Genomic DNA, 22,469 nt, shown 5'->3' on the forward strand with positions numbered 1-22,469 from the left:
GTCGCGCCGGCCGCGCCCCGGGGGTGGGGGGGGCGTGGGGGGGGGGGCTGTCGCGGGCAGCTCGTCGTTTTGTCCGGCGGGCTGGGGGGCGGCCGGGCGGCGGGGCCCCCCCCCCACCACCGGAAGGGGTGAATGCGCGTAACTTTGCCTGCGGGGCGGCGTTCCGTCGCGATACGCGTCCGGATGGTCACCCACCGTCAACCCCGGGCCGGTCCTCGGTCGGGCTGTCGAACGGCGGGGCGGCGCGCGAAGCCTCAGCGGCCGGGGTACACCCACGGGTTGGGCCGGCACTTGACGCCGTCGATCTCCAGGGACTTCGTCTGCTGCTGCATGACGGGGGCGAGCGCTCCGGGCGTGCGGCAGTTGACGTGGCCGTTGCCGAGCCGGTGTCCGACCTCGTGGTTGATGAGCATCTGACGGTAGGCGTGCATCGCCTTGGGTCCGAAGGTCTCGGAGCCCTGGGCCCAGCGGAAGGCGTTGATCATGACGCGTTCGGTGGAGGCGGAGTCGCAGGAGACGTTGTCGACGGTCGTGTCGAGCCCCGACATGGAGCACCACTTCGCCGTCGTCCCGGGGCTGGCGAGGGTCACCACGAACTCCGGCTCCCCGGTCGCGATCCGTTCGAAGGTCATCGCTCCCCGGCCGGCCCAGCTGCGGGGGTCGTTCAGGGTCTTGTGGACGGCGTCGGCGAAGAGGGCGGGGTCGAGTCCGATGCCCTTCTCGACGTCGATCCGGTAGCGGATCAGCCGCCCCTTGCCGGGCGCCTTCTGGAAGCCCGGCACCGCCTGGAACTCCCCGTTGCCGGTGAGTTTCGGGTCGATCGGGAACTGGCGGGTCATCAGCTGCTCGTACGTCGGCGCGGCCGTCCTGCGGGGGGCGGGGGCGGCCGGCGGGGTCCTGGGCGTGGACCGCCCGTCGGAGCGGGAGGCGGCGTCGTCGGAGACCCGTCCCCCGGCGGATTCGGCGGCGCGCGGGGCGCCCGGTCCCTTCTGCCGTTCGGCGACCTGTCCGGCGACGACGACGGCGAGGACGGTGGTGACGGCGGCCGCCGCGATCCCGGCGTAGGTGAGGCCGCGCCCCCGGCCGGTGCGCCCACCGGTCCCGTCGCGGCCGTCGCCCTCCTCGCCGGGGGTGCCGGCGGCGCCGTGGGAATCCTGGGGGGCGCCGTCCGTGCGGGGGCCGGGGACGGATCCGGCCCGGCGGCCGGATGCCCCGGCGGCGTCCGGGCCGGTCAGGGGGGTACGGGGTGCCGCGCGCCGCGCGGGCGGAGGGGCGCCGCCCTCGTCGTGGGCAGGATGCCCCCCGCGCACCGGGCCGCCGTGCGCGGGAGGACGCGAACCCTGGGCGTGGGCTGCGGGGCCGTACGCCGGGACGCCGTGGGCGGGGGTGCCGTGGGAGCCGGTGCCGTAGGCCGACGTCCCCTGGGAGGGCGTTCCCTGCGCCGGGGTGCCGTACGGGCCGGGCGTGGCCGTCGCCCCGTACGGACGGGGGTTCTGCGCCGGGGCGGCCTGGGGCTCCCGGTCGGCCGGACCCTGCGGCTTGCGGCGCCTGCCCGTTCCGGTGCCCGCTTCCACCACGGGCACGCGGCCGGTGTCGGCGAGCGAGGGCGCGGCGCCCTTGCGGCTGTGTCGTCCCACGCCCCTGGTCAGCTCCCGCCGTGGTCCGCGATCAGTTCCCGGGCGGCCTGCGCGACCGTCTCGGGGTACTCCATCATGGCCACGTGCCCCGCGTCGGGGAGGGTCAGCAGGCGCGAGCCCCGGAAGGCGGCGGCGGCCCGCCGGGCCATCCGGTACGAGACGAGCCGGTCGCGCCGCCCGTACACGAGGAGCGTCGGGGCGAGGACGCGTTCCGCCTGGCGCCACAGGCCTTGCTGCCCGCCCAGGGTGTACGCGTCCACGATGCCGCGCGAGGAGCGGGCCATGACGTCCCAGAAGTACGGGAGCGCCATGCGGCGCTCCATCTCCTCCACGGCGTGCCGCAGTCCTTCGTCGGTGACGCGGCCCGGGTCTCCGTAGCAGAGCCCGAGGACGCCGCGGACCCGCTGCTCGGCCGTCCAGTCCCGGGTGAGCCGGGAGAAGAGGGGGGCGATGCCCGGGAGGGCGAGGAGCGCGGTCGGCCAGGCGCCGCGCTGGGCGCGCAGCTCGGGCAGGGCCGGGGAGATCAGGGTGAGGGTGCGGACCAGGTCCGGGCGGACGGCGGCGACGCGGGTGACGACGGCGCCGCCCAGCGAGTTGCCGAAGAGGTGGACGGGGCCGCGGCCGCCGGCGTCCAGCAGGCGGATGACGGCCCGGGCGTGCCCGGTGACCGAGTAGTTGCCGTCGTCGGGCGGCGGGGAGTCGCCGAAGCCGGGCAGGTCGACGGCCTCGCCGTCCACGGTGTCCGCGAGCAGCGGCATCAGGGCCGACCAGTTCAGCGAGGAGCCGCCGAGACCGTGGACGTACAGGGCGGGCGGCAGTCCGGGCCGGTCGCCGGGGCGCGCCCGCACGGTGAGCGTGAGCCCGGGGAGCGCGACGGAGCGGAGCTCCTCGCCGTCGACGACCCTTACGGTGCGGATCCGCGACGCCGGTGACGCGGCGGCGCTCCGGGTTTCGGGCAGCTCGGTCGAGGACATGGCCGCAATATTACGAGACGATCACGCGGCGGCGCGTGTGGGTGCGGTCACACGTGCGTGTGCGGCGGGGCGTTCCTGCTCATACGCTCGAGGAGAGGGGCCGTCGCACCGGCCCGCCGCTCCCGTGCCGGAAGGAAGCGCATGACTGTCGATCCGACCGAGCCGGACACCTTCGCAGAGGAAGAGGACGCCGTGCTCGACGAGGAGATCCCGGAGGCCGACGCCGCCGAGCAGCAGACCGAACTGCAGCAGCGGGAGGACGATCCGCTCACGCACGTCGCGCACGAGTCGGCGAACGAGGCGGACGCGACCGAGCAGGCGCGGGTGGTCGCGCTCGACGAGGACGACTACCGCTGAGGCCGGACCCCGCGCGACGGCGGCCGGGGGCCGCTCCCGGACGTCGCGAGGGCGCCGGGCGGCGGGCCTCGGCCGGTCGTCCGGCGCCGGGGGACGGATCGGGAAGGGGCGCCCGGCGCCGTGGTGGCGGGTGGTCGGGGGCGGTCGTCCGACCGCTCCGTTCGTCTTCCTCGCGCAACCGGCTGTCGACCAGGGCGTCCGGTCCGTGAAATTCTGCGTTCGCACCGCGCACAGCCGCGTTACCCAAAAGTACGATGGCGGCGCGTCGCGACAGCGCGCATGGATCGATTTTTGGGAGGCCGCGTGAGCGCCATCGAGCAGACAGAGGCAGCACGCCCTCGGGGCACGCGCCTGCCGCGACGTGCCCGACGGAACCAGCTCCTCGGCGCGGCCCAGGAGGTCTTCGTCGCCCAGGGCTACCACTCGGCCGCCATGGACGACATCGCCGAGCGCGCGGGCGTCAGCAAGCCGGTGCTCTACCAGCACTTCCCCGGGAAGCTGGAGCTCTACCTGGCCCTGCTCGACCAGCACTGCGAGGCGCTCCTGCAGTCCGTGCGGACGGCCCTGGCCTCCACCACGGACAACAAGCTGCGGGTCGCGGCCACCATGGACGCGTACTTCGCGTACGTGGAGGACGAGGGCGGCGCCTTCCGGCTGGTCTTCGAGTCCGACCTCACCAACGAGCCGGCCGTGCGCGAGCGCGTGGACCGGGTGAGCCTGCAGTGCGCCGAGGCGATCTCCGACGTGATCGCGGAGGACACCGGCCTGTCCAAGGACGAGTCGATGCTGCTGGCCGTGGGCCTCGGCGGCGTCTCGCAGGTCGTCGCCCGCTACTGGCTCTCCAGCGAGTCCCCGATCCCCCGCGACAAGGCCGTGGCGCTGCTGACCTCGCTCGCCTGGCGCGGCATCGCCGGATTCCCGCTGCACCCGTCGGAGGGCCAGCTGAGCGCCGAGGGCCACTGACCCCTCCGGGCCCCCGCCGCCGGGAACATTCCCGCCGGCTGTTCGCTCCTGGCGTGCTGCGGCGGAGCCGTACGCGTCCCCTCACCGGGCTAATGTGTGCAGCGTACGGCGCGGCAACCGCGCAACGCTGACCGTTCGGAGGGACATAGCCGTGGAGGTCAAGATCGGCGTGCAGCACGCACCCCGGGAGATCGTTCTGGAGAGCGGGCAGTCCGCCGAGGAGGTCGAGCGCGCGGTGGCCGACGCGCTGGCCGGCAAGGCGCAGCTGCTCAGCCTCTCGGACGAGAAGGGCCGCAAGGTCCTGGTCCCGGCCGAGAAGATCGCGTACGTGGAGCTCGGTGAGCCCGCGGTGCGCCGGGTGGGCTTCGGCGCGCTCTGAACCCCGATCCCGGCCCGGTCCGTGGATCCGCACGGAAAAGGCCCGGTGGACCGTCTCGGTCCGCCGGGCCTTTTCCGTCGGCGCTCGGGGGCCGCTCCGGAGCGGGATGGCGGGGGGTTCGTCCGCATGTCCCCCTTTTGCCGCGTTCGGCCACGTCAGGGCGTACGGGGAGGATTGCCCGCGGAACGCGAGGGGTAGGTACGGCTGTGACCGCACCACCCGCCCCGCACCACTCGCGAGGTGATCCACCGTGTTCCTGGAAGCCCTCGGTTCCGCGCTGCTCGGTTTCGCCCTGGCCTGGGTGTTCGCGCATCGCCTGGCCGACCGCCTCCCCGTCCGGGGGATCGTTCTCACCGCGGGCACGCTCGGCGGGGTCTTCGGGGCACTGGTGACGCACGGGGCGCTGGGCCCCGGTCACTTCCTGGCCACCCTCGTCGGGGCGGTCGCGGTGGCGGCGGTGCTGCTGTCGCTGCTGGTGCGCCCGTCGTCACGGCGGCTGCGCCGATCAGCCGGCCTCGGCCGGGGCGTGAACGGCGCCGCCCGGCCGTACCACCTCTGACGTCCCGCTCACGCGCGCTCCGGGCGCGCCCGCTCGGGCCGGTGCGCGGGTGCCGTACCGCCTCCGCCGCGCCGTACCGCTTCCGGCGCGCCGTCCGACGGCCCGACCCGTGCGGCACGGGCCGCGGGGGCCCTACGCGGCGAGGCCCAGCGCGGCCATCCGCTTGGTGTGCGCCTCGGTGATGCGGGAGAACATCCGGCCGACCTCCGCGAGGTCGAAGCCGTCCGCCACCCCGCCGACCAGCATGGTCGAGAGGGCGTCCCGCTCGGCCACGACGCGCTGCGCCTGCGAGAGGGCCTCGCCCATCAGGCGGCGCGCCCAGAGGGCGAGGCGTCCGCCGACCCGCGGGTCGGCGTCGATCGCGGCGCGGACCTTCTCCACGGCGAAGTTGCCGTGGCCGGTGTCGTCGAGGACGGAGAGCACCAGGGCGCGGGTGTCGGAGTCGAGACGGACGGCGACCTCCCGGTAGAAGTCGCTGGCGATCGAATCGCCGACGTACGCCTTGACCAGGCCCTCCAGCCAGTCGGAGGGGGCAGTCTGGCGGTGGAAGTCGTCGAGCGCCTTGGCGAAGGGCTCCATCGCGGCGGTCGGCTCGGCGTCGACGGCGGTGAGCCGGTCGCGGAGCCGCTCGAAGTGGTGGAACTCGGCGGAGGCCATCTTCGCCAGCTCGGCCTTGTCCGCGAGGGTCGGCGCCAGCTTGGCGTCCTCGGCCAGCCGCTCGAAGGCCGCCAGCTCGCCGTAGGCGAGGGCGCCGAGGAGGTCGATCACGGCGGCGCGGTACTGCGGCTCGGCAGCTGCCGTAGTCCAGTCCTTGGCGGCGATCCCGGTGGGTGTGGCGTTGTCAGGCGTCTCCATGCAGCGCACAATAGCCCGCCCGCGCGGCACCCGAAGGCCCTGGTCAGTCAGTGTGACCGTGCCCTCATCACGTTTTCTCCCAACACACCTGCGCGATTCCGGGGTACAGTGATAAAGCGCCTGCTGAGTATGCGGACATGCTTTCGCACGTTCGGACGTATTCGGTGGGCCGACTCATGAATGAGGATGCCCGGTCGGTGGCCCGATCGGCTCCGGCCCGACAGCCCTTCCGGCGGACCCGCGGAAGGGTCACCCTCAGCGGTACGACGCTCGAGCGACGGCAGTGGTCCCGTGTCACCCGGCAGTGATCTTCCCGATCCGGCCGGAAGCGTCCCGGCACGGTGAGACCCCCTTCGTTCGCCTCGTCCCGCGTCTCACAGAAGAGGCAGCACCCTGACTACGACTTTCCGAGAGCTCGGAATCCTTCCTGAGACGGCCGAGGCCCTTGAGGCCGTCGGTATCGTCACCCCCTTCCCCATCCAGGAGATGACCCTGCCGGTCGCCCTCACCGGCACCGATGTCATCGGCCAGGCCAAGACCGGTACGGGCAAGACCCTCGGTTTCGGTCTCCCCATCCTGGAGCGCGTCACCGTCCCCAGCGACGTGGAGGCCGGCCGCGCCACGCCCGAGCAGCTGACCGACGCCCCGCAGGCGCTCGTCGTCGTGCCCACCCGCGAGCTGTGCCAGCAGGTCACCAACGACCTGCTGACCGCCGGCAAGGTCCGCAACGTCCGCGTGCTCGCCATCTACGGCGGCCGGGCGTACGAGCCCCAGGTCGAGGCACTGAAGAAGGGCGTCGACGTCGTCGTCGGCACCCCCGGCCGTCTGCTCGACCTGGCGGGCCAGCGCAAGCTCGACCTCTCCCACGTCAAGGTCCTCGTCCTGGACGAGGCGGACGAGATGCTCGACCTGGGCTTCCTGCCCGACGTCGAGAAGATCATGAACATGCTGCCGCCGAAGCGTCAGACCATGCTGTTCTCGGCCACCATGCCGGGCGCGGTCATCGGCCTCGCCCGCCGCTACATGTCGCAGCCGACGCACATCCGCGCCACCTCGCCCGACGGCGAGGGCGTGACCGTCGCCAACATCAAGCAGCACGTCTACCGCGCGCACAACATGGACAAGCCGGAGATGGTCTCCCGCATCCTGCAGGCCAACGGCCGCGGGCTCGCGATGATCTTCTGCCGCACCAAGCGCACGGCCGCCGACATCGCCGAGCAGCTGGAGCGTCGCGGCTTCGCCTCCGGCGCGGTCCACGGCGACCTCGGCCAGGGCGCCCGTGAGCAGGCGCTGCGCGCCTTCCGCAACGGCAAGGTCGACGTGCTCGTCTGCACCGACGTCGCGGCGCGCGGCATCGACGTCGAGGGCGTCACGCACGTCATCAACTACCAGTCGCCGGAGGACGAGAAGACGTTCCTCCACCGCGTGGGCCGCACCGGCCGCGCGGGCGCGAAGGGTACGGCGGTGACGCTGGTCGACTGGGACGACATCCCGCGCTGGCAGCTCATCAACAAGGCGCTCGGTCTGGACTTCCACGACCCGGTCGAGACCTACTCGAGCTCCCCGCACCTGTTCGAGGAGCTGGACATCCCGGCGGGCACCAAGGGCATCCTGCCCCGCGCCGAGCGGACCCGTGCGGGTCTGGGCGCGGAGGAGCTGGAGGACCTGGGCGAGCCGGGCGGCCGGCGCGGCCGCGGTGGCCGCGAGCAGAAGCCTGCGGCCGAGGAGCGTCCGGAGGAGCGCACGCGGACCCCGCGCCAGCGTCGCCGGACCCGGGGCGGCACCGCCGACGCGCCCGCGACGGCCGACGCCGCGGTGACCGCCGCTCCGGCGGACGCCCCCGCGGCCCCCGCCGAGGAGGCTCCGGCCGGTCCCCGCACCCCGCGCCGCCGTCGCCGTACGCGCGGCGCCGGTACGGGCACGGTGCCGGTGGCCCACGCCGCCGCGCCCGCCATCCCCGTCAAGGAGACCGCTTCGGTGGCTCCGGCGGTGGAGACCCCGCGGACCGAGGTACGCCAGGTGATCGAGGCCCCGCAGGCCGCCGAGACGCCGAAGGCCGCCGAGGTTCGCAAGCCCGCCGAGGCGCCGAAGGCCGCTGACGCCGCCGAGATGCCCGATGCCCCGGTGACCGAGGCTGTCCGGAAGCCCGAGGCCGCCGAGGCCCCGGTCGACGAGCAGCCGAAGCGGGCCCCGCGCCGCCGCAACCGGGCCGCCCGCCCGGAGGCCCCCGCAGCTCCGGCGCAGGCCGCCCCGGCTCGCGCGCAGGCCGCCCCTGCTCGGGCCGCCGAGGCCGCGGCTCCTGCGCCGCGCCGTCGCCGGCCGCGCATCGTGCGCCCTGCGGAGGACACCGTGTCCTTCCAGACGGTCGAGACCGCCGCCGCAGCGCTGCGCGCCGAGGCCGCTGCCGCCGCCGCGGCCCGTACCGAGGCTCCGAAGGCCGCCCCCGTGGCCGCCGAGGCACCGCGGGCCGTCCAGACCCAGGCACCGGCTCAGGCACCGGCGGAGGAGGCCCCGAAGGCTCCGCGCACCCGCCGTACCGCCCGCCGCGCCGCCGGATCCCCCGTCACCGCCACCGCGACGGCCGAGGCCGCCGTCGTGGCGGAGGCCGCCGAGGCACCTGCGGAGGAGGCCCCGAAGGCTCCGCGCACCCGCCGTACCGCCCGCCGCGCCGCCGGATCCCCGGTCACCACCACCGCGCCGGCCGAGGTCATCGTCGTGGCGGCCGCCCCGGAGCAGGCCGCTCCCGAGCAGCCCGTCGCCGAGGTCCCGGCTCCGCGCACGCGCCGGACCACGAAGAAGGCCGTGGCCGCCGAGGCTCCCGAGTCCGTCGAGGTGACGGAGGAAGCCCCGAAGTCCACCCGGCGCCGCACCGCCAAGAAGGCCGCCGAGGTCACCGAGGTCACCGAGGAAGCCCCGAAGACCACCCGCCGGCGCACCGCCAAGAAGGCCGTCGCCGCCGAGGTCACCGAGGCCCCCGAGGTCACCGAGGAAGCCCCCAAGGCCACCCGCCGGCGCACCGCCAAGAAGGCCGTCGCCGCCGAGGTCACCGAGGCCCCCGAGGTCACCGAGGAAGCCCCGAAGACCACCCGGCGCCGCACCGCCAAGAAGGCCGTCGCCGCCGAGGCCCCCGAGGTCACCGAGGTCACCGAGGAAGCCCCCAAGGCCACCCGGCGCCGCACCGCCAAGAAGGCCGTCGCCGCCGAGGCGCCCGACGCTTCCGAGCCCCAGACGGCGGCCCCCCGCCGCCGGGTGACGAAGAAGGCCGCCGCGGCGGAGTCCGCCCCGGTGGCGGCCGAGGAGGCCCCGAAGGCCGCGCCTCGTCGCCGTACGACCAAGAAGGCGGCGGCCGAGCCGGAGAGCTGATCTCCCGCACGTCACGCGCCTCGCGGCCCGGTTCCGGATGCTCCGGAACCGGGCCGCGGCCATGTGCGCCGTGGGTGCAGCGCGTGTGTGCCGTCCGGTCGGGCCGCCCCTGGTGGCCGGGGCTACAGTCCAGATATGAGCAAGCCCCGGTCCCTCGTGCTCCCGCCCCGCACCCGTGCCCGCCGTCTCGTCACCGCGCGGGGTGACTTCGCGGTGCTCGACACCGCGCCGGACGGCGAGCGGCTCGGGACGGTGCTGCTGCTGCCGGGCTACACCGGCAGCAAGGAGGACTTCCTCGCGCTGCTCGGGCCGCTCAGCGAGGCCGGATACCGGGCCGTGGCCGTGGACGGCCGCGGCCAGCACGAGTCGCCGGGCCCCCGGGGCCGGGCCGCGTACCGGCGGCGGGCGCTCGCCCTCGACACGGCGGCGCAGGCGGCGGCCCTCGGCGACGGCCCGGTGCACCTGCTCGGCCACTCCTTCGGGGGTCTCGTGGCCCGCTCGGCCGCCACCCTCGCGCCGGACGCCTTCCTCTCGCTCACCCTGCTGTCCTCGGGCCCCGGCCGGGTGGCCCGGCCCCAGCGGATCAGGGTCCACGCCCTGCGCGCCGCCCTCGCGGTCCTGCCGAAGGAACGGGTGTGGGAGGCGACGCGGTGGCTCGACAGCCGGGGCGAGGAGCCGGAGGCCGCCGACCCGCCGGAGATCGTGGATTTCCTGCGGCGGCGCTGGATGCGGACGCGCGTCTCCCAGCTCTCCGGGGCGGGACGGCTGCTGCTCCGGGACCCGGACGGCACGGCGGAGCTGGCCGCCCTGCGGATGCCGCTGCACATCGTCTACGGCTCCGAGGAGATGGTCTGGCCCACGGCTGATCTGGCGGCCGCGGCGGCCCGTACGGGAGCACACCACACCGTTCTGACCGGCGCGGGCCACTCCCCCAACGTCTCCGCGCCGGAGGAGCTGGCCCGCCGTCTGACGTCGTTCTGGCAGCGGGCCGACGCCCCCGTCCGGGTCGGCACCGCGCCCTGAGCGCCGCCGTCAGTACTGCGACCGGAGGTGCTGCCAGAAGCCGTCGCGCAGCGCCCTCCGCAGGGCCGCGTGGCCGCGCAGTGAGCGGCTGAGCAGGCCCTCGGCCTCCATGAGCAGGTCCTGGTCGACCGGCCCGGGGAGGTACGGGTCACCGGGCAGGATTTCGGCGAGCTGTTCGCGGCCCCGCTCGGCGAGCCAGGTGGCGGCGATCCGGGCGCCGATGAAGCGGACCTCGTCGCGGGAGGGCGGGGGCTCGCCCTCGTTCTCGTACATCGTGACGGGCCGCCGGGTCACGTACGGACGGCAGAAGTCGAGGTCGAAGGTGCGCTGGCTGTCGACCTCCCAGAGCAGCGCCTCGGCCTGATTGCGCCCTTCCGCGGCCTCGATGCCCCACAGGTGGACCCGGGCTCCGTAGCCCTGCGCGGCCTCCACGGCGGAGACCAGGTCCTCGTCGCCGCCGACGAGCGCCGCGTCGCTGATGGCGCGGTGGCGGGCGAGGGACTCCAGGTCGCTGCGGATGAGGGAGTCGACGCCCTTCTGCTGGTTGTTCGCGTTGAGGTTGCCGAGGCGGACCTTGACGTCGGGGAGCTCCGCGATGGCCTGCTGCTCGGGGGTGTGGATGCGGCGGCGGGCGCCGTCGTACCAGTAGACGCGCAGCAGACGGCTGTCGGCGAAGATCGTGCGCGCCTTGTCGATGAAGGCGTCGATGAGGCCCTCGGCGTCGAGGTCGAAGGAGCGCCGGTCCTCGGTTCCCGCCACCAGCAACCCGGCCGCAGCATGGACGTAACCCGCGTCCACGAAGATGGCGTGCGTGGAGGGCGTCTTCGCGACCTCCGCCAGCATCCGCTGCAGGAGCTCATTGGTGCGCTCCAGGCGGGCGTCGAGCTCGCGCAGGCGGGCGTCGGCGGCCGGGTCGCCCGGAGCGGAGGGAGGGGTGGGGCCGGGGCCCTTGTCACCGGCGGGGCCGGGAGGCGGTGCCGCCGGCGGGTCCGAGACCGGGGGGCCGGTCGTGGCCCGGGTCGTGGGGGCCGTCGTGGCCCTGGCCGGCGTGGCGGAGGAGGTGGTCCGAGCGTCGTCGTTCATACGCGCCTCATTCTCCGCCGGGCGCGCCGTACCCGCCAGTAGTTAGCCATCCGAAAATTTTCCTTAGCGTAAGGAATGTTTGCAGGATGCATCTCGTTGAACCCGTATGTCACACAGTTCTCCACCAGGAGGATCAACTCAGACGAAGGGAGAAGCCTGTGCGCTTCGAAATTCTGCGACTCGACGACGTCGACGGCACGCCCGTGGACAGGACCGTCGTGGACGCCGCCTCCGTCAACGGGATCGTGCAGCAGGCCGCAGCGATCGGCCAGCGCATCTGGATCCGACCCGCCGAGACCTCGGCCTTGTAACAGGCCCGACGGTCCACACCACGCACCGCGCCCCCGCGCGGACTCCGCTCGGCGGAATCCGCACGGGGGCGCAGTGGTGTCCGGGGACGGATGGGGCGGGAGCCCTGACGGGTCAGGCGCCCTGGATCACCTGGGTGACGCCGTTGATGATCTGCTGCACGGCGATGGCCGAGAGCATCATCCCGGCGAGGCGCGTCACGAGGACCACACCCCCGTCCTTGATGACCCGGATGATCAGCAGCGAGTAGCGCATGGTCAGCCAGAGGACGAGGTGCATGGCGACGATGGCCGCCCAGACGGAGACCTGGGCGCTCGCGCTGTCCGCGTGCTGCACGGCGAGGATCACGGACACGATCGCACCCGGCCCGGCCAGCAGCGGCATGCCGAGCGGGACGAGCGCGACGTTCACGTCCTTGGTCTGCTTGGGCTCGTCGGTCTTGCCGGTGAGCAGGTCGAGCGCGATGAGCAGGAGCAGCAGACCGCCCGCGATCATCAGGGCGGGGACGGAGACGTGCAGATAGGCGAGGATCTGCTGCCCGAGGATGCCGAAGACGGTGATGACACCGAACGCCACGGCGACGGCCTGCCACGCCATCCGGCGCTGCACCTTGGTGGCGCGGCCGGAGGTCAGGGCGAGAAAGATCGGGGTGATCCCCGGGGGATCCATGATCACGAAGAGGGTCAGGAACAGCGAGCCGAAGACGGCGACGTCGAACACGGTGGGGTGCCTTGCGGGGAGAGTGGATCGATTGGGGAGGACGCGCCCCACCGCCGGAATCTCTAATTCCGGCCCGGGGGCGCAGGTGCCCGCCGCAGGCGAACACGGCGTGTGCTGCCGTGCTCACCCGCGTCGAGCGGACGTGAAGCGGTACGGGGCGGGGCGCGGGCGCCGGGACGCCGCGGGACCCCTCGGGTGGGCGCTTCGGCCCGGCCGGGCCGCGAGCCCTCGCGGGCGGAGCTCCGCACGGGAACGGGCGGGCGCCTTCCGTCGCGAGCCGCGGGGCCCTGCCGGACGGGCCCGTGGCGAGACCGCAGGGCTGGAGGCCCGTACGACCCCGACCGACGGAGCCGGGATCCGGAGGCCTGTACGAACCGGCCGCCGGGGCCCGGAGCCCGCGAGCCCCGTACACCGGCGTCCCGCCGGCCTGGCCGGCCGCCTGCCGACACGGACCGAGCGGACCATCCGGCGGACCGGCGTCCGCACCCGAACGGGCCGCCCCGGTCTCGAACGGGGAGCCGCACAGGACCACCGGCAGGACCCGAGTCCGCCACCGTGCCGAACGGCGGAGCGACGGTCCGGTCCGACCGTCCGGGTTCCCTCCCCGGCTGGTCGGGCGACAGGCTCACGAGCAGGACCGCCTCCCGGCCCGAGCCCCGGCCTCCAGGTCCGAACCCGGAGCCGGAACCGGTCCGGGCGCGACGAGCGAGCCGTGGCGCCGGCCGGGACCGGGACCCCGCCGCGTACGGACCGCGAAGCGGACCCGGTGGCCGGAGGGTGCTCCCGTGTGCGTCACGACGGCCCGGCCGGGACCGAGCGTCGCGGCCGTACGGCCGAGGAGACGAAACGTCCCGCCAGAGGCGCCGCGCCCCTGGAGGGCTAGGCGGCTCCCCCGGTGCCGGGGACCGGGAACGCGCCGGTGGCGCGGCGGATGATCTCGCCGTAGATCTCGGGGTCGGTGGTGTACTCGCCGAGGCCGCACGTCTTGCGGCTGCCGTGGTAGTCGCTGGAGCCCGTCGTCAGCAGACCCAGCTCCTTCGCGAGGCCCCGCAGCCGGGCGCGTGTCGACTCGTCGTGGTCCATGTGGTCGACCTCGATGCCGTCGAGACCCGCCTCGGCGAGCCGGGCTATCGCGGCCTCGGGGACGCACTCGCCGCGCTTGACCGCCAGGGGGTGCGCGAAGACGGTGACCCCGCCGGCCGCCTTGACCAGGCGGATCGCCTCCACCGGGTCCAGCTCGTGCTTCTGGACGTGGGCGCGCCCGCCGTCGGCGAGCCACTGCGGGGTGAACGCGCCGGACACGTCCGGTACGACGCCGAGCTCGACGAGCGCCTCGGCGACGTGCGGACGGCCGACGGAACCGTCACCGGCGATGCGGGCGACCTGGTCCCAGGTGAGGGGCACGCCGAGGTCCTGGAGCTTTTCGACCATGGCGCGGGCGCGCGGCACACGGTCGTCACGGACGAGTTCGCGCTCGGCGAGGAGCGCGGGCTCCGCCGGGTCGAAGAGGTACGCGAGCATGTGGAGGCCGATGCCGTCGAGGCGGCAGGACAGCTCGGCCCCGGTGACGAGGGTGAGGCCCTCGGGCAGGGTGGCGATCGCCTCGGCGTGGCCCCGGGTCGTGTCGTGGTCCGTGAGCGCGACGACGTCGAGGCCGGCCGCGGCGGCCTTGCGGACGAGTTCGGCCGGGCTGTCGGTGCCGTCGGACGCCGTGGAGTGGGTGTGCAGGTCGATGCGCACGACGCGGGACTCCAGGGGCTCGGCACGGACGGAGGGACACTCCAGCATAACGGGCGATTCGCACGCTCTTGTACGGAGCCGGTGGCACCCACGCCTGTTACGCGGACGCCCCGTCAGGACCAGCGGCCGGACCCCCGGGGGGGGCGCACCGCCCTCGCGGGGCGGTGCCGACGGCGGAGCTCCGGGGGCCGCGAGAGAGCGGGCTCGCCGCAGAGGAGTGGGCTCGCCTCAGGAGAGCAGTCTCGGGGTGAGCGCCCCGCACGGCAGCAGCTCGACCTCGGCGCCCGCGTCGCGCAGATCCGTCAGGACCAGCTCGTCGTACATGAGCAGGCCGGACTGTTCCGGCCAGACGATCGCCCACAGCCAGAGGCCCCGCGCCTCGCCGGCGAAAACGGCGCGGTCGTGCGGGGCGCCGCTGACGTGCCAGAGCGGGGTGGGACGCCCGGCGGCGAGCACTTTCGCCTGGGGCGGTTTGTCGATGGCCATGCCGGGGCCGGGGTCGGGGCCGTCGATCCCGGCGTACCGGGCTCCGAGGCCGACGCCGAGCTCCTCGGCGATCAGGAGCAGCTCGCCGATTCCTCCGAGCGGGCCGGGCCCCGAGCAGGCGACGGCGGTCGCGCGTCCGCCGCTGCGGTCGTCCCCGGCGTACGCGACACCGGTGAACAGCCAGCCGACGGGCAGCGGCCACGGCATCCAGACCGGGACGTGGGACCGGTGGACGACGACGCCGAGGGCTTCGACGCTGGGCGGGATCACGGGCTGGAGCGGATGCACCGAGCCGTGCACATCACACTGCCAGGAGTCGGCGAAGAGACCGGGCGCCCTGACCCGGCCACCGCACTTCGGGCAACTGGGTTCGCCCCTCATAGGGCTCAACGGTCCTACCCCATCCGCTCCGCGTCAAGGACGCCTCCGGATGATCACCCGTCCGGCGGGAGCCGTTCACCCTCGGTACTCTCCGCTGCGGCCGGGCGGGACGGACGCGCAGCGCGTCCGCCTCTCACTCCCGGTGACCGCCGCGGCCGGGCGGGAGGTGCCGCCCCGCGGCGGCCGGCGCCGGCCGTGCCCCAACTCGGCCCGGCGGCCGGGCCGTTCAGTCCAGGTTCACGGAGCGACGCAGCGGATCGCGCAGGTCGGTGCCCTGGATGAGCCAGCGCTCCTCCAGGGCCTGGGCCCCGTGCACCCGCTTCCAGGCGGCCTCGTTCGCGGTCATGGGCAGCAGCGGCAGGAAACGCACCGGGTCCATGGGGTGGTCCAGCTCCAGGTCCTCGACGAGGCCGCCGGACTCGGCGACGAGGACGGAACTGAAGGGGGCGCCCGGCCAGAGCGGTTCGCCGACGTCGAGCGACGCGCCCGGGGCGACCACCACTCCCTCGACCTGGGGGGTCGCGGCGAGGACGGCGAGCGGGCGCAGGACCTTGTCGGTCTCGGCGAGCCCGCCGCGCACGGTGAGGACGAGCTCCGCGCGGGGGCCCTTGACGGGGTCGGCGAGGGCGGCGGTGGGGTCGGCCATCGGCTGGGCGGACATGCCGAGCGTGGCGTACCGCACGAGATCGCCGTCCATGAAGCGGAGCACCTCGATCCGGTCCGTGCCGAGGAACGTCACCGCGGCCCGCGCGTCCGGTTCGCCGAGCGCCGTGCGCAGCCGGGTCTCGACCAGTGCAAGAACTTCTCCCATGCGGCGAGCATAGATCCCGTCAGGAATGGGCAAGGGACGGGATTGACCCTCGGTCGGCTGATAGTGTTGGCCACTGGTCGGGATTCCCGACTGCTCGTCACACGTCATCCCTCACGAGGGACCGGCCGGAGGAGGTGGGACTGCGATGGACCGAAGTCGGTCGGGCAGTACCAGCCGCTCTTTCGCCGCTCCGTACTCGAGCCCGGTGCGCTGCACCCTCCGGTGACCCGGGGTCCGCTCGGACCCGCCCTCTCCGGCATCTCGCACGACGGAAGAGCACTTTCGCCTTTGCCTGTCTGTAGCGAACGCCGTCACCGCGCCCTGCCGGTGCCGCCCGCTTTGTGGACGACGTAGCTCCACGTCCTCATTCCGGGCTGTGCCACGTGTCGCGCACCGACGGCCTCTCCGTGAAGGAGCATGCCCATGTCGATGATTCGTGACCTGCGCGCCGCCGTCCGTCCGGGCCTGCGCCACTCCCTGCGCAAGACGCCCACCACGTACACCGCTTACGACCCGACGCGTGACCCCTCCGCCTCCAGTGCCGTGGTCGACTGCGCCGTCTACCGCGACGGGCTCCGCGTCGAGGACGGCGACTGCCTGACGCCCCGGGGCGCGATGCGTCACGTCCGGGAGAGCGGCGGTTTCGCGTGGATCGGTCTGCACGAGCCGACCGAGGCCGAATTCGCGGTCATCGCCGCCGAGTTCGGGCTGCACCCGCTGGCCGTGGAGGATGCCGTGCACGCCCACCAGCGGCCCAAGCTGGAGCGGTACGACGACACGCTCTTCACCGTCTTCAAGACGATCCACTACGTGGAGCACACCGAACTGACCGCGACCAGCGAGGTCGTCGAGACCGGTGAGGTCATGTGCTTCACCGGCCCCGACTTCGTCATCACCGTCCGGCACGGCGGCCAGGGTTCCCTGCGCAACCTCCGCCACCGCCTCCAGGGCGAGCCGGAGCTCCTCGCCAAGGGGCCGTCCGCCGTCCTGCACGCCATCGCCGACCACGTCGTGGACGGTTACATCGCGGTCGCCGACGCCGTGGAACTGGACATCGACCAGCTGGAGATCGATGTCTTCTCGCCCGCGACGAAGGGCTCCACGCGCGGCACGGACACGGGACGCATCTACCAGCTCAAGCGCGAGGTGCTGGAGTTCAAGCGGGCGGTGACCCCGCTGCTGCGCCCGATGCAGCTGCTGAGCGAGCGCCCCATGCGGCTCGTGGACCCCGACATCCAGAAGTACTTCCGGGATGTCGCCGACCACCTCGCCCGCGTCCAGGAGCAGGTCGTCGGGTTCGACGAGCTCCTGAACTCGATCCTCCAGGCCAATCTGGCGCAGGCCACCGTCGCCCAGAACGAGGACATGCGCAAGATCACCTCGTGGGCGGCCATCGTGGCCGTCCCGACGGCGGTCTGCGGTGTGTACGGCATGAACTTCGACCACATGCCCGAGCTGCACTGGAAGTACGGCTACCCGATGGTCCTCACCGGCATCATCGCGGTCTGCTTCACCATCCACCGCACCCTGAAGCGCAACGGCTGGCTGTAGCCCCCGGGGGCCGCCGCTCCTCAGGCCTGGAGGGCGGCTCTCAGCAGTCCGTACACGTGGTCGGCCTCGGGCACGAGGGCGGCCTCGATCTCGTCGTTCGTGCGGCCGGCCAGGGTGAGCTCCTGTATCCGCCGGAACAGGAGGCGGTCGGCCGCCGCGATCTGCGCGGCGGCCGCCCGGGCCCGGATCGCCGTGGCGCCCCCGGAGGCGTCCTCACCCTTCCCCTCTTCCCCTCCCCCACTCTCCTTCCCTTCCTCCTTCTCGGAGGCCGCGACGAGCGCCTGCGCGAGAGCCTCCTCGCGCAGGTCGTGCAGCTCGCGCAGGCGAGCGGTGAGCGTCGGACTGTCCGCGACCATGCGGGCGAACTCGGGGCCGGTGAAACCGGCGACCGGACTGTGCTCCGCGAGCGTGGCACGGAACGCCCGCTCCAGCGCCGTGAGCGGCGCCTCGCCCTGCTCCCGGTCGGCGACCGTACGCGCGAGGCCCTGGGTGAACGCCTCGTGGTGGTCGAGGGCCAGGTCCTCCTTGCGCGGGAAGTAGTTGGTCACCGTCTTCTTGGCGACGCGGGCCGCGTGCGCGATCTCGGTGATGGTCGTCTGCTCGAACCCCTGCTCGACGAAGAGCCGGGTGGCGCAGTCGGAGATCAGCTGTCGCGTCTCCTGCTTCTTGGACTCCCGGAGTCCCAGCTCGTTACTCATGAGGGAATCTTACACCCGTCGCAAAAATAGTCTTGCGCTACTCACGTGCCTCTGCGTAAAGTTACGTCCGTCGCAAAGTTCTCCTCGAACGAAAGGGCGTCATCCTTCCATGCGTGCCATCGACACCGTCCCGTTCACCTCCCGGACGCTCACCAGCCCTCGACCCGTCGCGGCCACCGTCCCCCTCGGCGCGGTGACGCATGCCGCCACGAGCCCGTCGACCCTCTCCGGTCCGTCCCCCGTACGGGAGCGGGGCGCCGGGCTCCGCGCCGCCACCCCGCTCCCGATACCGCGCAGCGACCGCACCAAGGCCGCCCGCCCCCGGCACCAGGCCCCGCGTCGCACGTACTGAGCCGCCCTCTCCGTCCCACGGCGCTCACCGCCACCCGCGCCACCCGCAGCCACATCCGCCACACCACGCCAGGAGCCGCCGTGAACGTCACCACTTCCACCCTCTCCCTCACCGTCGCCGATGTGGACGCCTCGCGTGAGTTCTTCCGGACCCACCTCGGCTACGAGGTCGCCATGGCCGCCGACGGCTTCGCCTCGCTGACCCGGGGCGCGGCCGACCCGGCCGCCGACATCGTGCTGCTGCGGACGGGCACGGAGGTACTGCCCCCGGAGCAGCGGGACCGGCGGGCGGAGGGCGTCATCCTGGCGTTCACCGTCAGCGGCCTCGACGCCGAGGAGCGCCGGCTGCGCGAGGCCGGAGCGCCAATCACCATGCCGCTGCGCGAGGAGCCGTGGGGCGAGCGGCTGTTCCAGATGACGGACCCGAACGGCATAGTCGTCCAGCTCGTCGAGTGGGTCACCCCGGCGGACCCCGCCTAGGCGCCGCACGCGCCCGGGAGGGGGACCGGCGGCTTCGGGGCGGAGGAGCGGGGGCCGGGCTCGGTCGGCCCCGGCACCTCCGGGCGGGCTGCCGATAGGCTGCCGCCATGACCGACACGCTGCTCACCGGCGCCCTCGTCGAGGAGGCCACGAAGAAGTCCGGCCTCGTGTGGGTGCGGGGCACCGGCCCCGCACGCGCTCTCTGGCACGTCTGGCACGACGGTGCCGCGTACGTCGTCGGCGACGGCCCCGGCGAGCAGCCGCTGCCCGGCCTGGCGGACGGGGGTACGGCTGAGGTGACCGTCCGCAGCAAGGACAAGGGCGGCCGGCTGGTGTCCTGGACGGCCGCGGTGCGGGAGATCCCCGCCGGCTCCGAGGAGTGGGACGCCGCCGTGGCCGAGTTGAAGGGCAAGCGGCTGAACGCTCCGGACGGCGAGGCGATGCCGGGGCGCTGGGCGCGCGAGTGCCGGGTGCTGCGGCTGGAGCCGCGCGCGGCGACGACGGAGCTGCCGGACGGCTCCCTGGCCGCCGCGCCGCTGCCCACCGGGGCGACGACCCGCCGTCCGGTGCCGGCGGCCCTGCCGAAGCTCCTGTTCCGCAAGCGTCGCGCCTGAGCCCTCCGGGCCGCCGGGCGGGAGGGTCGTGGACCGACCGGCCATCCGGCGGGGCCGCGACGCCCACCAGGCGGGGACTGTGCCGGTCACCGGGGCCCGGGCCTCCCCTCCTCATAGCCCCTGGCCCGGCCGGCGGGACGAACGGCGAGGGTCTTTCTTTCGGATCAGGCCGCGAGCCCGGCAAGACCCGGAGGAAAGAACCTAGGCGCGGGGCAGCTGCTTGCCGTAGTCGAGGGTTTCCTCCTTCGACGGCGCGGTGAGCGGGAAGTCCTTGTTCCACTCGGAGAGCACCACGAGGCCCGCTCCCCCGCCCCGGGCCAGCTGGAGGGGGTACGGGGTGCCGTCCAGCGCCACGTCGAGCGTGCCGCCCTCACCGCCCTGGCCGCCCTTGACCTTGATCGTGCGGATGCCGCCGATCTGGTCGCGGTCGCCCTTGACGGCCTCCCCGTGGATGCCGATCAGACCGTCGAGGAGGAGGTCCATGTCGGTGAAGCCGCGCAGCCGCGGATAGGAGGGATCGTCCTGCGGGACCTTCACGTACTTGTCGTCGAGCTTGTCGGCGGCCTCGGAGTCCGACTCGGTCGGCTCGCCCGACGCCTTGTCGTCGTGGGTCCAGAATCCGGCGTCGGCCTTCATGTAGAGCGCGTCGCCGACGCGGAGCAGCTCGAAGGTGCTGTTCTTCGTCCTCACCGAGCCGGTGGCGCCGTCCTGCTTGAGGCGCATGTCGAGCTTGTAGGTGCCGCCCTTGCTGACGAAGGTGCCGGCGAGCCGCACGGCCCGGGCCTCGTCCGCCGCCGAGCGGGCCTTGCGCTCGATCTCGGGCGCGGAGAGCCGGCCGACCCCGTTGGTCCCCTCGTCCGGGTCGGCGGCGCAGGCGGCGAGCCCCACCGTCAGACCCGCGCAGAGCGCCAGCGGCGCGACGGCTCTGCGCAGCCGTGCCGCTTGGACGCGTGCTGCCGGGGTACGCGATGACGGGACGAGGACGGTCATCTGCGCTGCCTCTCGTGTCGGTGGGGGGCCCGCGGGCGTGCCCGTGGGGACGCCGGGGCGAGGGTGCGCCGTTCACGGCCGGGCGAGCGCCGGGGCCGGTGGGGGGAACGGCAGACGCAGCGTACCCGGGCTGTGGGACCGCTCCTGCGGCAGCCGTACGGAGGTGCTGCCGGAGCGGGGCGGAACGGCACGGGCTAGCCTGAATCAGGCAAAGCCCGGCAGCGGCTCTGTGAGAACTCGAATCGTGCGGCACCGAGGAGGCGCGTGGCATGGCGGCAGGCGCCCCCCGCATCTTCGTCTCCCACCTGGCCGGTGTCCCGGTCTTCGATCCGGTCGGCGACCAGGTGGGCCGGGTCAGCGATCTCGTGGCCATGCTGCGGGTGGGGCGCAGGCCTCCCCGGCTGCTCGGGATGGTGGTGGAGGTGCTCAGCCGCCGCCGGGTGTTCGTGCCGATGACCCGCATCACGGGTGTGGAGTCGGGCCAGGTCATCACCACGGGCGTGGTGAACATGCGCCGCTTCGAGCAGCGGCCGACCGAGCGGCTCGTCCTCGGTGAGCTGCTGGACCGGCGGGTGCGGCTCGTCGGCCCGGAGGGGCGGGAGGGCGAGGAGGTCACCGTCCTCGACGTGTCGATCCAGCAGCTTCCGGCGCGCCGGGACTGGGAGATCGACAAGGTCTTCGTGCGGCGCGGCAAGGGCGGGGCGCTGCGCCGCAAGGGCGAGACGCTGACCGTGGAGTGGTCGGCCGTCACGGGCTTCTCGCTGGAGGAGCACGGTCAGGGGGCCGAGAACCTGGTCGCCACCTTCGAGAAGCTGCGGCCCGCCGACCTGGCCAACGTGCTGCACCACCTGTCGCCCAAGCGGCGCGCCGAGGTGGCGGCGGCCCTGGACGACGACCGGCTCGCGGACGTCCTGGAGGAGCTGCCCGAGGACGACCAGATCGAGATCCTGGGCAAGCTGAAGGAGGAGCGGGCGGCCGACGTCCTGGAGGCGATGGACCCGGACGACGCGGCCGATCTGCTGTCGGAGCTGCCGGAGGAGGACAAGGAGCGGCTGCTGACCCTGATGCGGCCGGACGACGCGGCGGACGTGCGGCGGCTCCTGGCGTACGAGGAGCGCACGGCGGGCGGTCTGATGACCACGGAGCCGATCGTGCTGCGGCCGGACGCCACGGTGGCGGACGCGCTGGCCCGGGTGCGGCAGCAGGATCTGTCCCCCGCGCTCGCCGCGCAGGTGTACGTGTGCCGGCCGCCCGACGAGACCCCGACGGGCAAGTACCTGGGCACGGTGCACTTCCAGCGGCTGCTGCGCGACCCGCCGTTCACGCTGGTCGGCTCGCTGGTGGACAGCGATCTGCCGCCGCTCGGCCCGGCCACCCAGCTGCCGGCGGTGACCAGTTATTTCGCCGCCTACAACCTGGTGGCGGCGCCGGTGGTGGACGAGAGCGGTTCGCTGCTCGGCGCCGTCACCGTGGACGACGTACTGGACCATCTGCTGCCGGACGACTGGCGGGAGACGGAGTTCCACGAGGAGGGGGTGCAGGGTGGCTGACCGGACGCAGGAGCGCGACCGCGAGCAACGGGAGCGGCAGCTGCCGCGGATCCGTCTGGACCAGCCCCGGATCCGGCGGCCCCGGCTGCTGCCGGAGTACGACCCGGAGGCCTTCGGGCGCATGTCCGAGCGGATCGCCCGGTTCCTGGGGACGGGCCGCTTCATCGTCTGGATGACGGTGATGATCATCGCGTGGGTGGTGTGGAACGTCTCCGCGCCGGCGGGGCTGCGCTTCGACGAGTACCCGTTCATCTTCCTGACCCTGATGCTCTCCCTCCAGGCGTCGTACGCGGCGCCGCTGATCCTGCTCGCGCAGAACCGGCAGGACGACCGGGACCGGGTGAACCTGGAGCAGGACCGGAAGCAGAACGAGCGGTCGATCGCGGACACCGAGTACCTGACGCGGGAGATCGCGGCGCTGCGGATGGGCCTGGGGGAGGTCGCCACACGGGACTGGATCCGTTCGGAGCTCCAGGATCTGGTGAAGGAGCTGGAGGACCGGGATCTATTCCCGTCCGGGGGCGGCCGGCACAGTGACGTACCCGACCGTTGACAGCCCTTTCATGGGCCGGTGGTCGTCGCCGTACCATCTGTC

Annotated in this window: 23 protein-coding genes; 13 read left to right on the forward strand and 10 right to left on the reverse strand. The window is 73.7% G+C overall.

Features of this window, described 5'->3' with window-relative positions:
• Positions 1 to 254 precede the first annotated feature (254 nt).
• Together ABTY40_RS25815 and ABTY40_RS25820 are read right to left on the reverse strand one after the other, a co-directional pair.
• Positions 255 to 1,637 carry a DUF3152 domain-containing protein gene (locus ABTY40_RS25815; protein ID WP_352061718.1) on the reverse strand — a complete coding sequence of 461 codons (1,383 nt, stop codon included), beginning with the start codon at positions 1,635 to 1,637 and terminating at the stop codon, positions 255 to 257.
• 8 nt (positions 1,638 to 1,645) lie between these two features.
• Positions 1,646 to 2,611, reverse strand: coding sequence for an alpha/beta fold hydrolase (locus tag ABTY40_RS25820; protein ID WP_352061719.1), 966 nt, complete (start codon positions 2,609 to 2,611; stop codon positions 1,646 to 1,648).
• Between the two features lie 141 nt (positions 2,612 to 2,752).
• On the opposite strand from ABTY40_RS25820, the gene ABTY40_RS25825 reads away from it, so the two are divergent.
• From ABTY40_RS25825 to ABTY40_RS25840, 4 genes are all read left to right on the forward strand, one after another.
• Positions 2,753 to 2,968, forward strand: coding sequence for an Rv3202a family protein (locus ABTY40_RS25825; protein WP_345287078.1), 216 nt, complete (start codon positions 2,753 to 2,755; stop codon positions 2,966 to 2,968).
• Positions 2,969 to 3,271: 303 nt separating this feature from the next.
• On the forward strand, positions 3,272 to 3,931 hold the full coding sequence (locus tag ABTY40_RS25830; protein ID WP_309053092.1) for a TetR/AcrR family transcriptional regulator: 660 nt from the start codon (positions 3,272 to 3,274) through the stop codon (positions 3,929 to 3,931).
• A gap of 151 nt (positions 3,932 to 4,082) precedes the next feature.
• Positions 4,083 to 4,310, forward strand: coding sequence for a DUF3107 domain-containing protein (locus tag ABTY40_RS25835; RefSeq protein WP_189800025.1), 228 nt, complete (start codon positions 4,083 to 4,085; stop codon positions 4,308 to 4,310).
• Positions 4,311 to 4,560: 250 nt separating this feature from the next.
• On the forward strand, positions 4,561 to 4,869 hold the full coding sequence (locus tag ABTY40_RS25840; protein ID WP_345287084.1) for a hypothetical protein: 309 nt from the start codon (positions 4,561 to 4,563) through the stop codon (positions 4,867 to 4,869).
• Positions 4,870 to 5,001: 132 nt separating this feature from the next.
• Here ABTY40_RS25840 and ABTY40_RS25845 read toward each other — a convergent pair whose 3' ends face one another.
• Complete coding sequence (locus ABTY40_RS25845; RefSeq protein ID WP_352061720.1) at positions 5,002 to 5,724, reverse strand: ferritin-like fold-containing protein; 723 nt, start codon at positions 5,722 to 5,724, stop codon at positions 5,002 to 5,004.
• Positions 5,725 to 6,210: 486 nt separating this feature from the next.
• On the opposite strand from ABTY40_RS25845, the gene ABTY40_RS25850 reads away from it, so the two are divergent.
• The gene (locus tag ABTY40_RS25850) at positions 6,211 to 9,087 is read left to right on the forward strand and encodes a DEAD/DEAH box helicase (RefSeq protein WP_502990678.1); all 2,877 of its coding nucleotides are present in this window, start codon (positions 6,211 to 6,213) and stop codon (positions 9,085 to 9,087) included.
• A gap of 135 nt (positions 9,088 to 9,222) precedes the next feature.
• Positions 9,223 to 10,110: an alpha/beta fold hydrolase gene (locus ABTY40_RS25855; protein ID WP_352061721.1), complete on the forward strand. Its 888-nt coding sequence runs from the start codon at positions 9,223 to 9,225 to the stop codon at positions 10,108 to 10,110.
• A gap of 9 nt (positions 10,111 to 10,119) precedes the next feature.
• On the opposite strand, the gene ABTY40_RS25860 is transcribed toward ABTY40_RS25855, so the two are convergent.
• Positions 10,120 to 10,953 carry an NYN domain-containing protein gene (locus ABTY40_RS25860; RefSeq protein WP_345287145.1) on the reverse strand — a complete coding sequence of 278 codons (834 nt, stop codon included), beginning with the start codon at positions 10,951 to 10,953 and terminating at the stop codon, positions 10,120 to 10,122.
• A gap of 398 nt (positions 10,954 to 11,351) precedes the next feature.
• Between ABTY40_RS25860 and ABTY40_RS25865 the strand changes: the two genes are divergently transcribed.
• Positions 11,352 to 11,504 (forward strand): DUF8834 family protein, encoded by a 153-nt coding sequence (locus ABTY40_RS25865; protein ID WP_309057628.1) that lies wholly within the window; start codon positions 11,352 to 11,354, stop codon positions 11,502 to 11,504.
• A gap of 112 nt (positions 11,505 to 11,616) precedes the next feature.
• Here the strand turns inward: ABTY40_RS25865 and ABTY40_RS25870 are convergent, their stop codons facing one another.
• The 4 genes from ABTY40_RS25870 to ABTY40_RS25885 all read right to left on the reverse strand — a co-directional run bounded on the left by ABTY40_RS25870 (position 11,617) and on the right by ABTY40_RS25885 (position 15,640).
• A complete protein-coding gene (locus tag ABTY40_RS25870) occupies positions 11,617 to 12,222 on the reverse strand; it encodes a MarC family protein (RefSeq protein WP_345287095.1) in 606 nt (201 codons plus the stop codon).
• Positions 12,223 to 13,101: 879 nt separating this feature from the next.
• On the reverse strand, positions 13,102 to 13,962 hold the full coding sequence (locus tag ABTY40_RS25875) for a PHP domain-containing protein (RefSeq protein WP_352061780.1): 861 nt from the start codon (positions 13,960 to 13,962) through the stop codon (positions 13,102 to 13,104).
• Positions 13,963 to 14,190: 228 nt separating this feature from the next.
• A complete protein-coding gene (locus ABTY40_RS25880; RefSeq protein WP_345287097.1) occupies positions 14,191 to 14,829 on the reverse strand; it encodes a DUF6758 family protein in 639 nt (212 codons plus the stop codon).
• A 226-nt stretch (positions 14,830 to 15,055) separates the two neighbouring features.
• Positions 15,056 to 15,640, reverse strand: coding sequence for a suppressor of fused domain protein (locus ABTY40_RS25885; RefSeq protein WP_352061722.1), 585 nt, complete (start codon positions 15,638 to 15,640; stop codon positions 15,056 to 15,058).
• A 423-nt stretch (positions 15,641 to 16,063) separates the two neighbouring features.
• On the opposite strand from ABTY40_RS25885, the gene ABTY40_RS25890 reads away from it, so the two are divergent.
• Positions 16,064 to 17,191 carry a magnesium and cobalt transport protein CorA gene (locus ABTY40_RS25890; protein WP_345287101.1) on the forward strand — a complete coding sequence of 376 codons (1,128 nt, stop codon included), beginning with the start codon at positions 16,064 to 16,066 and terminating at the stop codon, positions 17,189 to 17,191.
• Between the two features lie 20 nt (positions 17,192 to 17,211).
• On the opposite strand, the gene ABTY40_RS25895 is transcribed toward ABTY40_RS25890, so the two are convergent.
• Positions 17,212 to 17,889, reverse strand: coding sequence for a TetR/AcrR family transcriptional regulator (locus ABTY40_RS25895; protein ID WP_352061723.1), 678 nt, complete (start codon positions 17,887 to 17,889; stop codon positions 17,212 to 17,214).
• A 109-nt stretch (positions 17,890 to 17,998) separates the two neighbouring features.
• Here ABTY40_RS25895 and ABTY40_RS25900 point away from each other — a divergent pair, with 109 nt between their 5' ends.
• The 3 genes from ABTY40_RS25900 (at position 17,999) to ABTY40_RS25910 (ending at position 19,334) form a co-directional block, all read left to right on the forward strand.
• Positions 17,999 to 18,241 (forward strand): hypothetical protein, encoded by a 243-nt coding sequence (locus ABTY40_RS25900; RefSeq protein ID WP_352061724.1) that lies wholly within the window; start codon positions 17,999 to 18,001, stop codon positions 18,239 to 18,241.
• An 80-nt stretch (positions 18,242 to 18,321) separates the two neighbouring features.
• Positions 18,322 to 18,720: a VOC family protein gene (locus ABTY40_RS25905; RefSeq protein WP_352061725.1), complete on the forward strand. Its 399-nt coding sequence runs from the start codon at positions 18,322 to 18,324 to the stop codon at positions 18,718 to 18,720.
• Between the two features lie 107 nt (positions 18,721 to 18,827).
• On the forward strand, positions 18,828 to 19,334 hold the full coding sequence (locus ABTY40_RS25910; RefSeq protein WP_352061726.1) for a hypothetical protein: 507 nt from the start codon (positions 18,828 to 18,830) through the stop codon (positions 19,332 to 19,334).
• Positions 19,335 to 19,535: 201 nt separating this feature from the next.
• Here ABTY40_RS25910 and ABTY40_RS25915 read toward each other — a convergent pair whose 3' ends face one another.
• Positions 19,536 to 20,324, reverse strand: a complete 789-nt coding sequence (locus tag ABTY40_RS25915) for a hypothetical protein (RefSeq protein WP_352061727.1) — start codon at positions 20,322 to 20,324, stop codon at positions 19,536 to 19,538.
• A 269-nt stretch (positions 20,325 to 20,593) separates the two neighbouring features.
• On the opposite strand from ABTY40_RS25915, the gene ABTY40_RS25920 reads away from it, so the two are divergent.
• Together ABTY40_RS25920 and ABTY40_RS25925 are read left to right on the forward strand one after the other, a co-directional pair.
• Positions 20,594 to 21,874: a magnesium transporter MgtE N-terminal domain-containing protein gene (locus tag ABTY40_RS25920; protein WP_352061728.1), complete on the forward strand. Its 1,281-nt coding sequence runs from the start codon at positions 20,594 to 20,596 to the stop codon at positions 21,872 to 21,874.
• Positions 21,867 to 22,427, forward strand: a complete 561-nt coding sequence (locus tag ABTY40_RS25925) for a DUF1003 domain-containing protein (protein WP_345287115.1) — start codon at positions 21,867 to 21,869, stop codon at positions 22,425 to 22,427. Before ABTY40_RS25920 ends, ABTY40_RS25925 begins: the two co-directional genes overlap by 8 nt.
• Positions 22,428 to 22,469: the final 42 nt, after the last annotated feature.

Source organism: Streptomyces sp. NPDC126503, from assembly GCF_040302405.1.
GTDB lineage: Bacteria > Actinomycetota > Actinomycetes > Streptomycetales > Streptomycetaceae > Streptomyces > Streptomyces gulbargensis.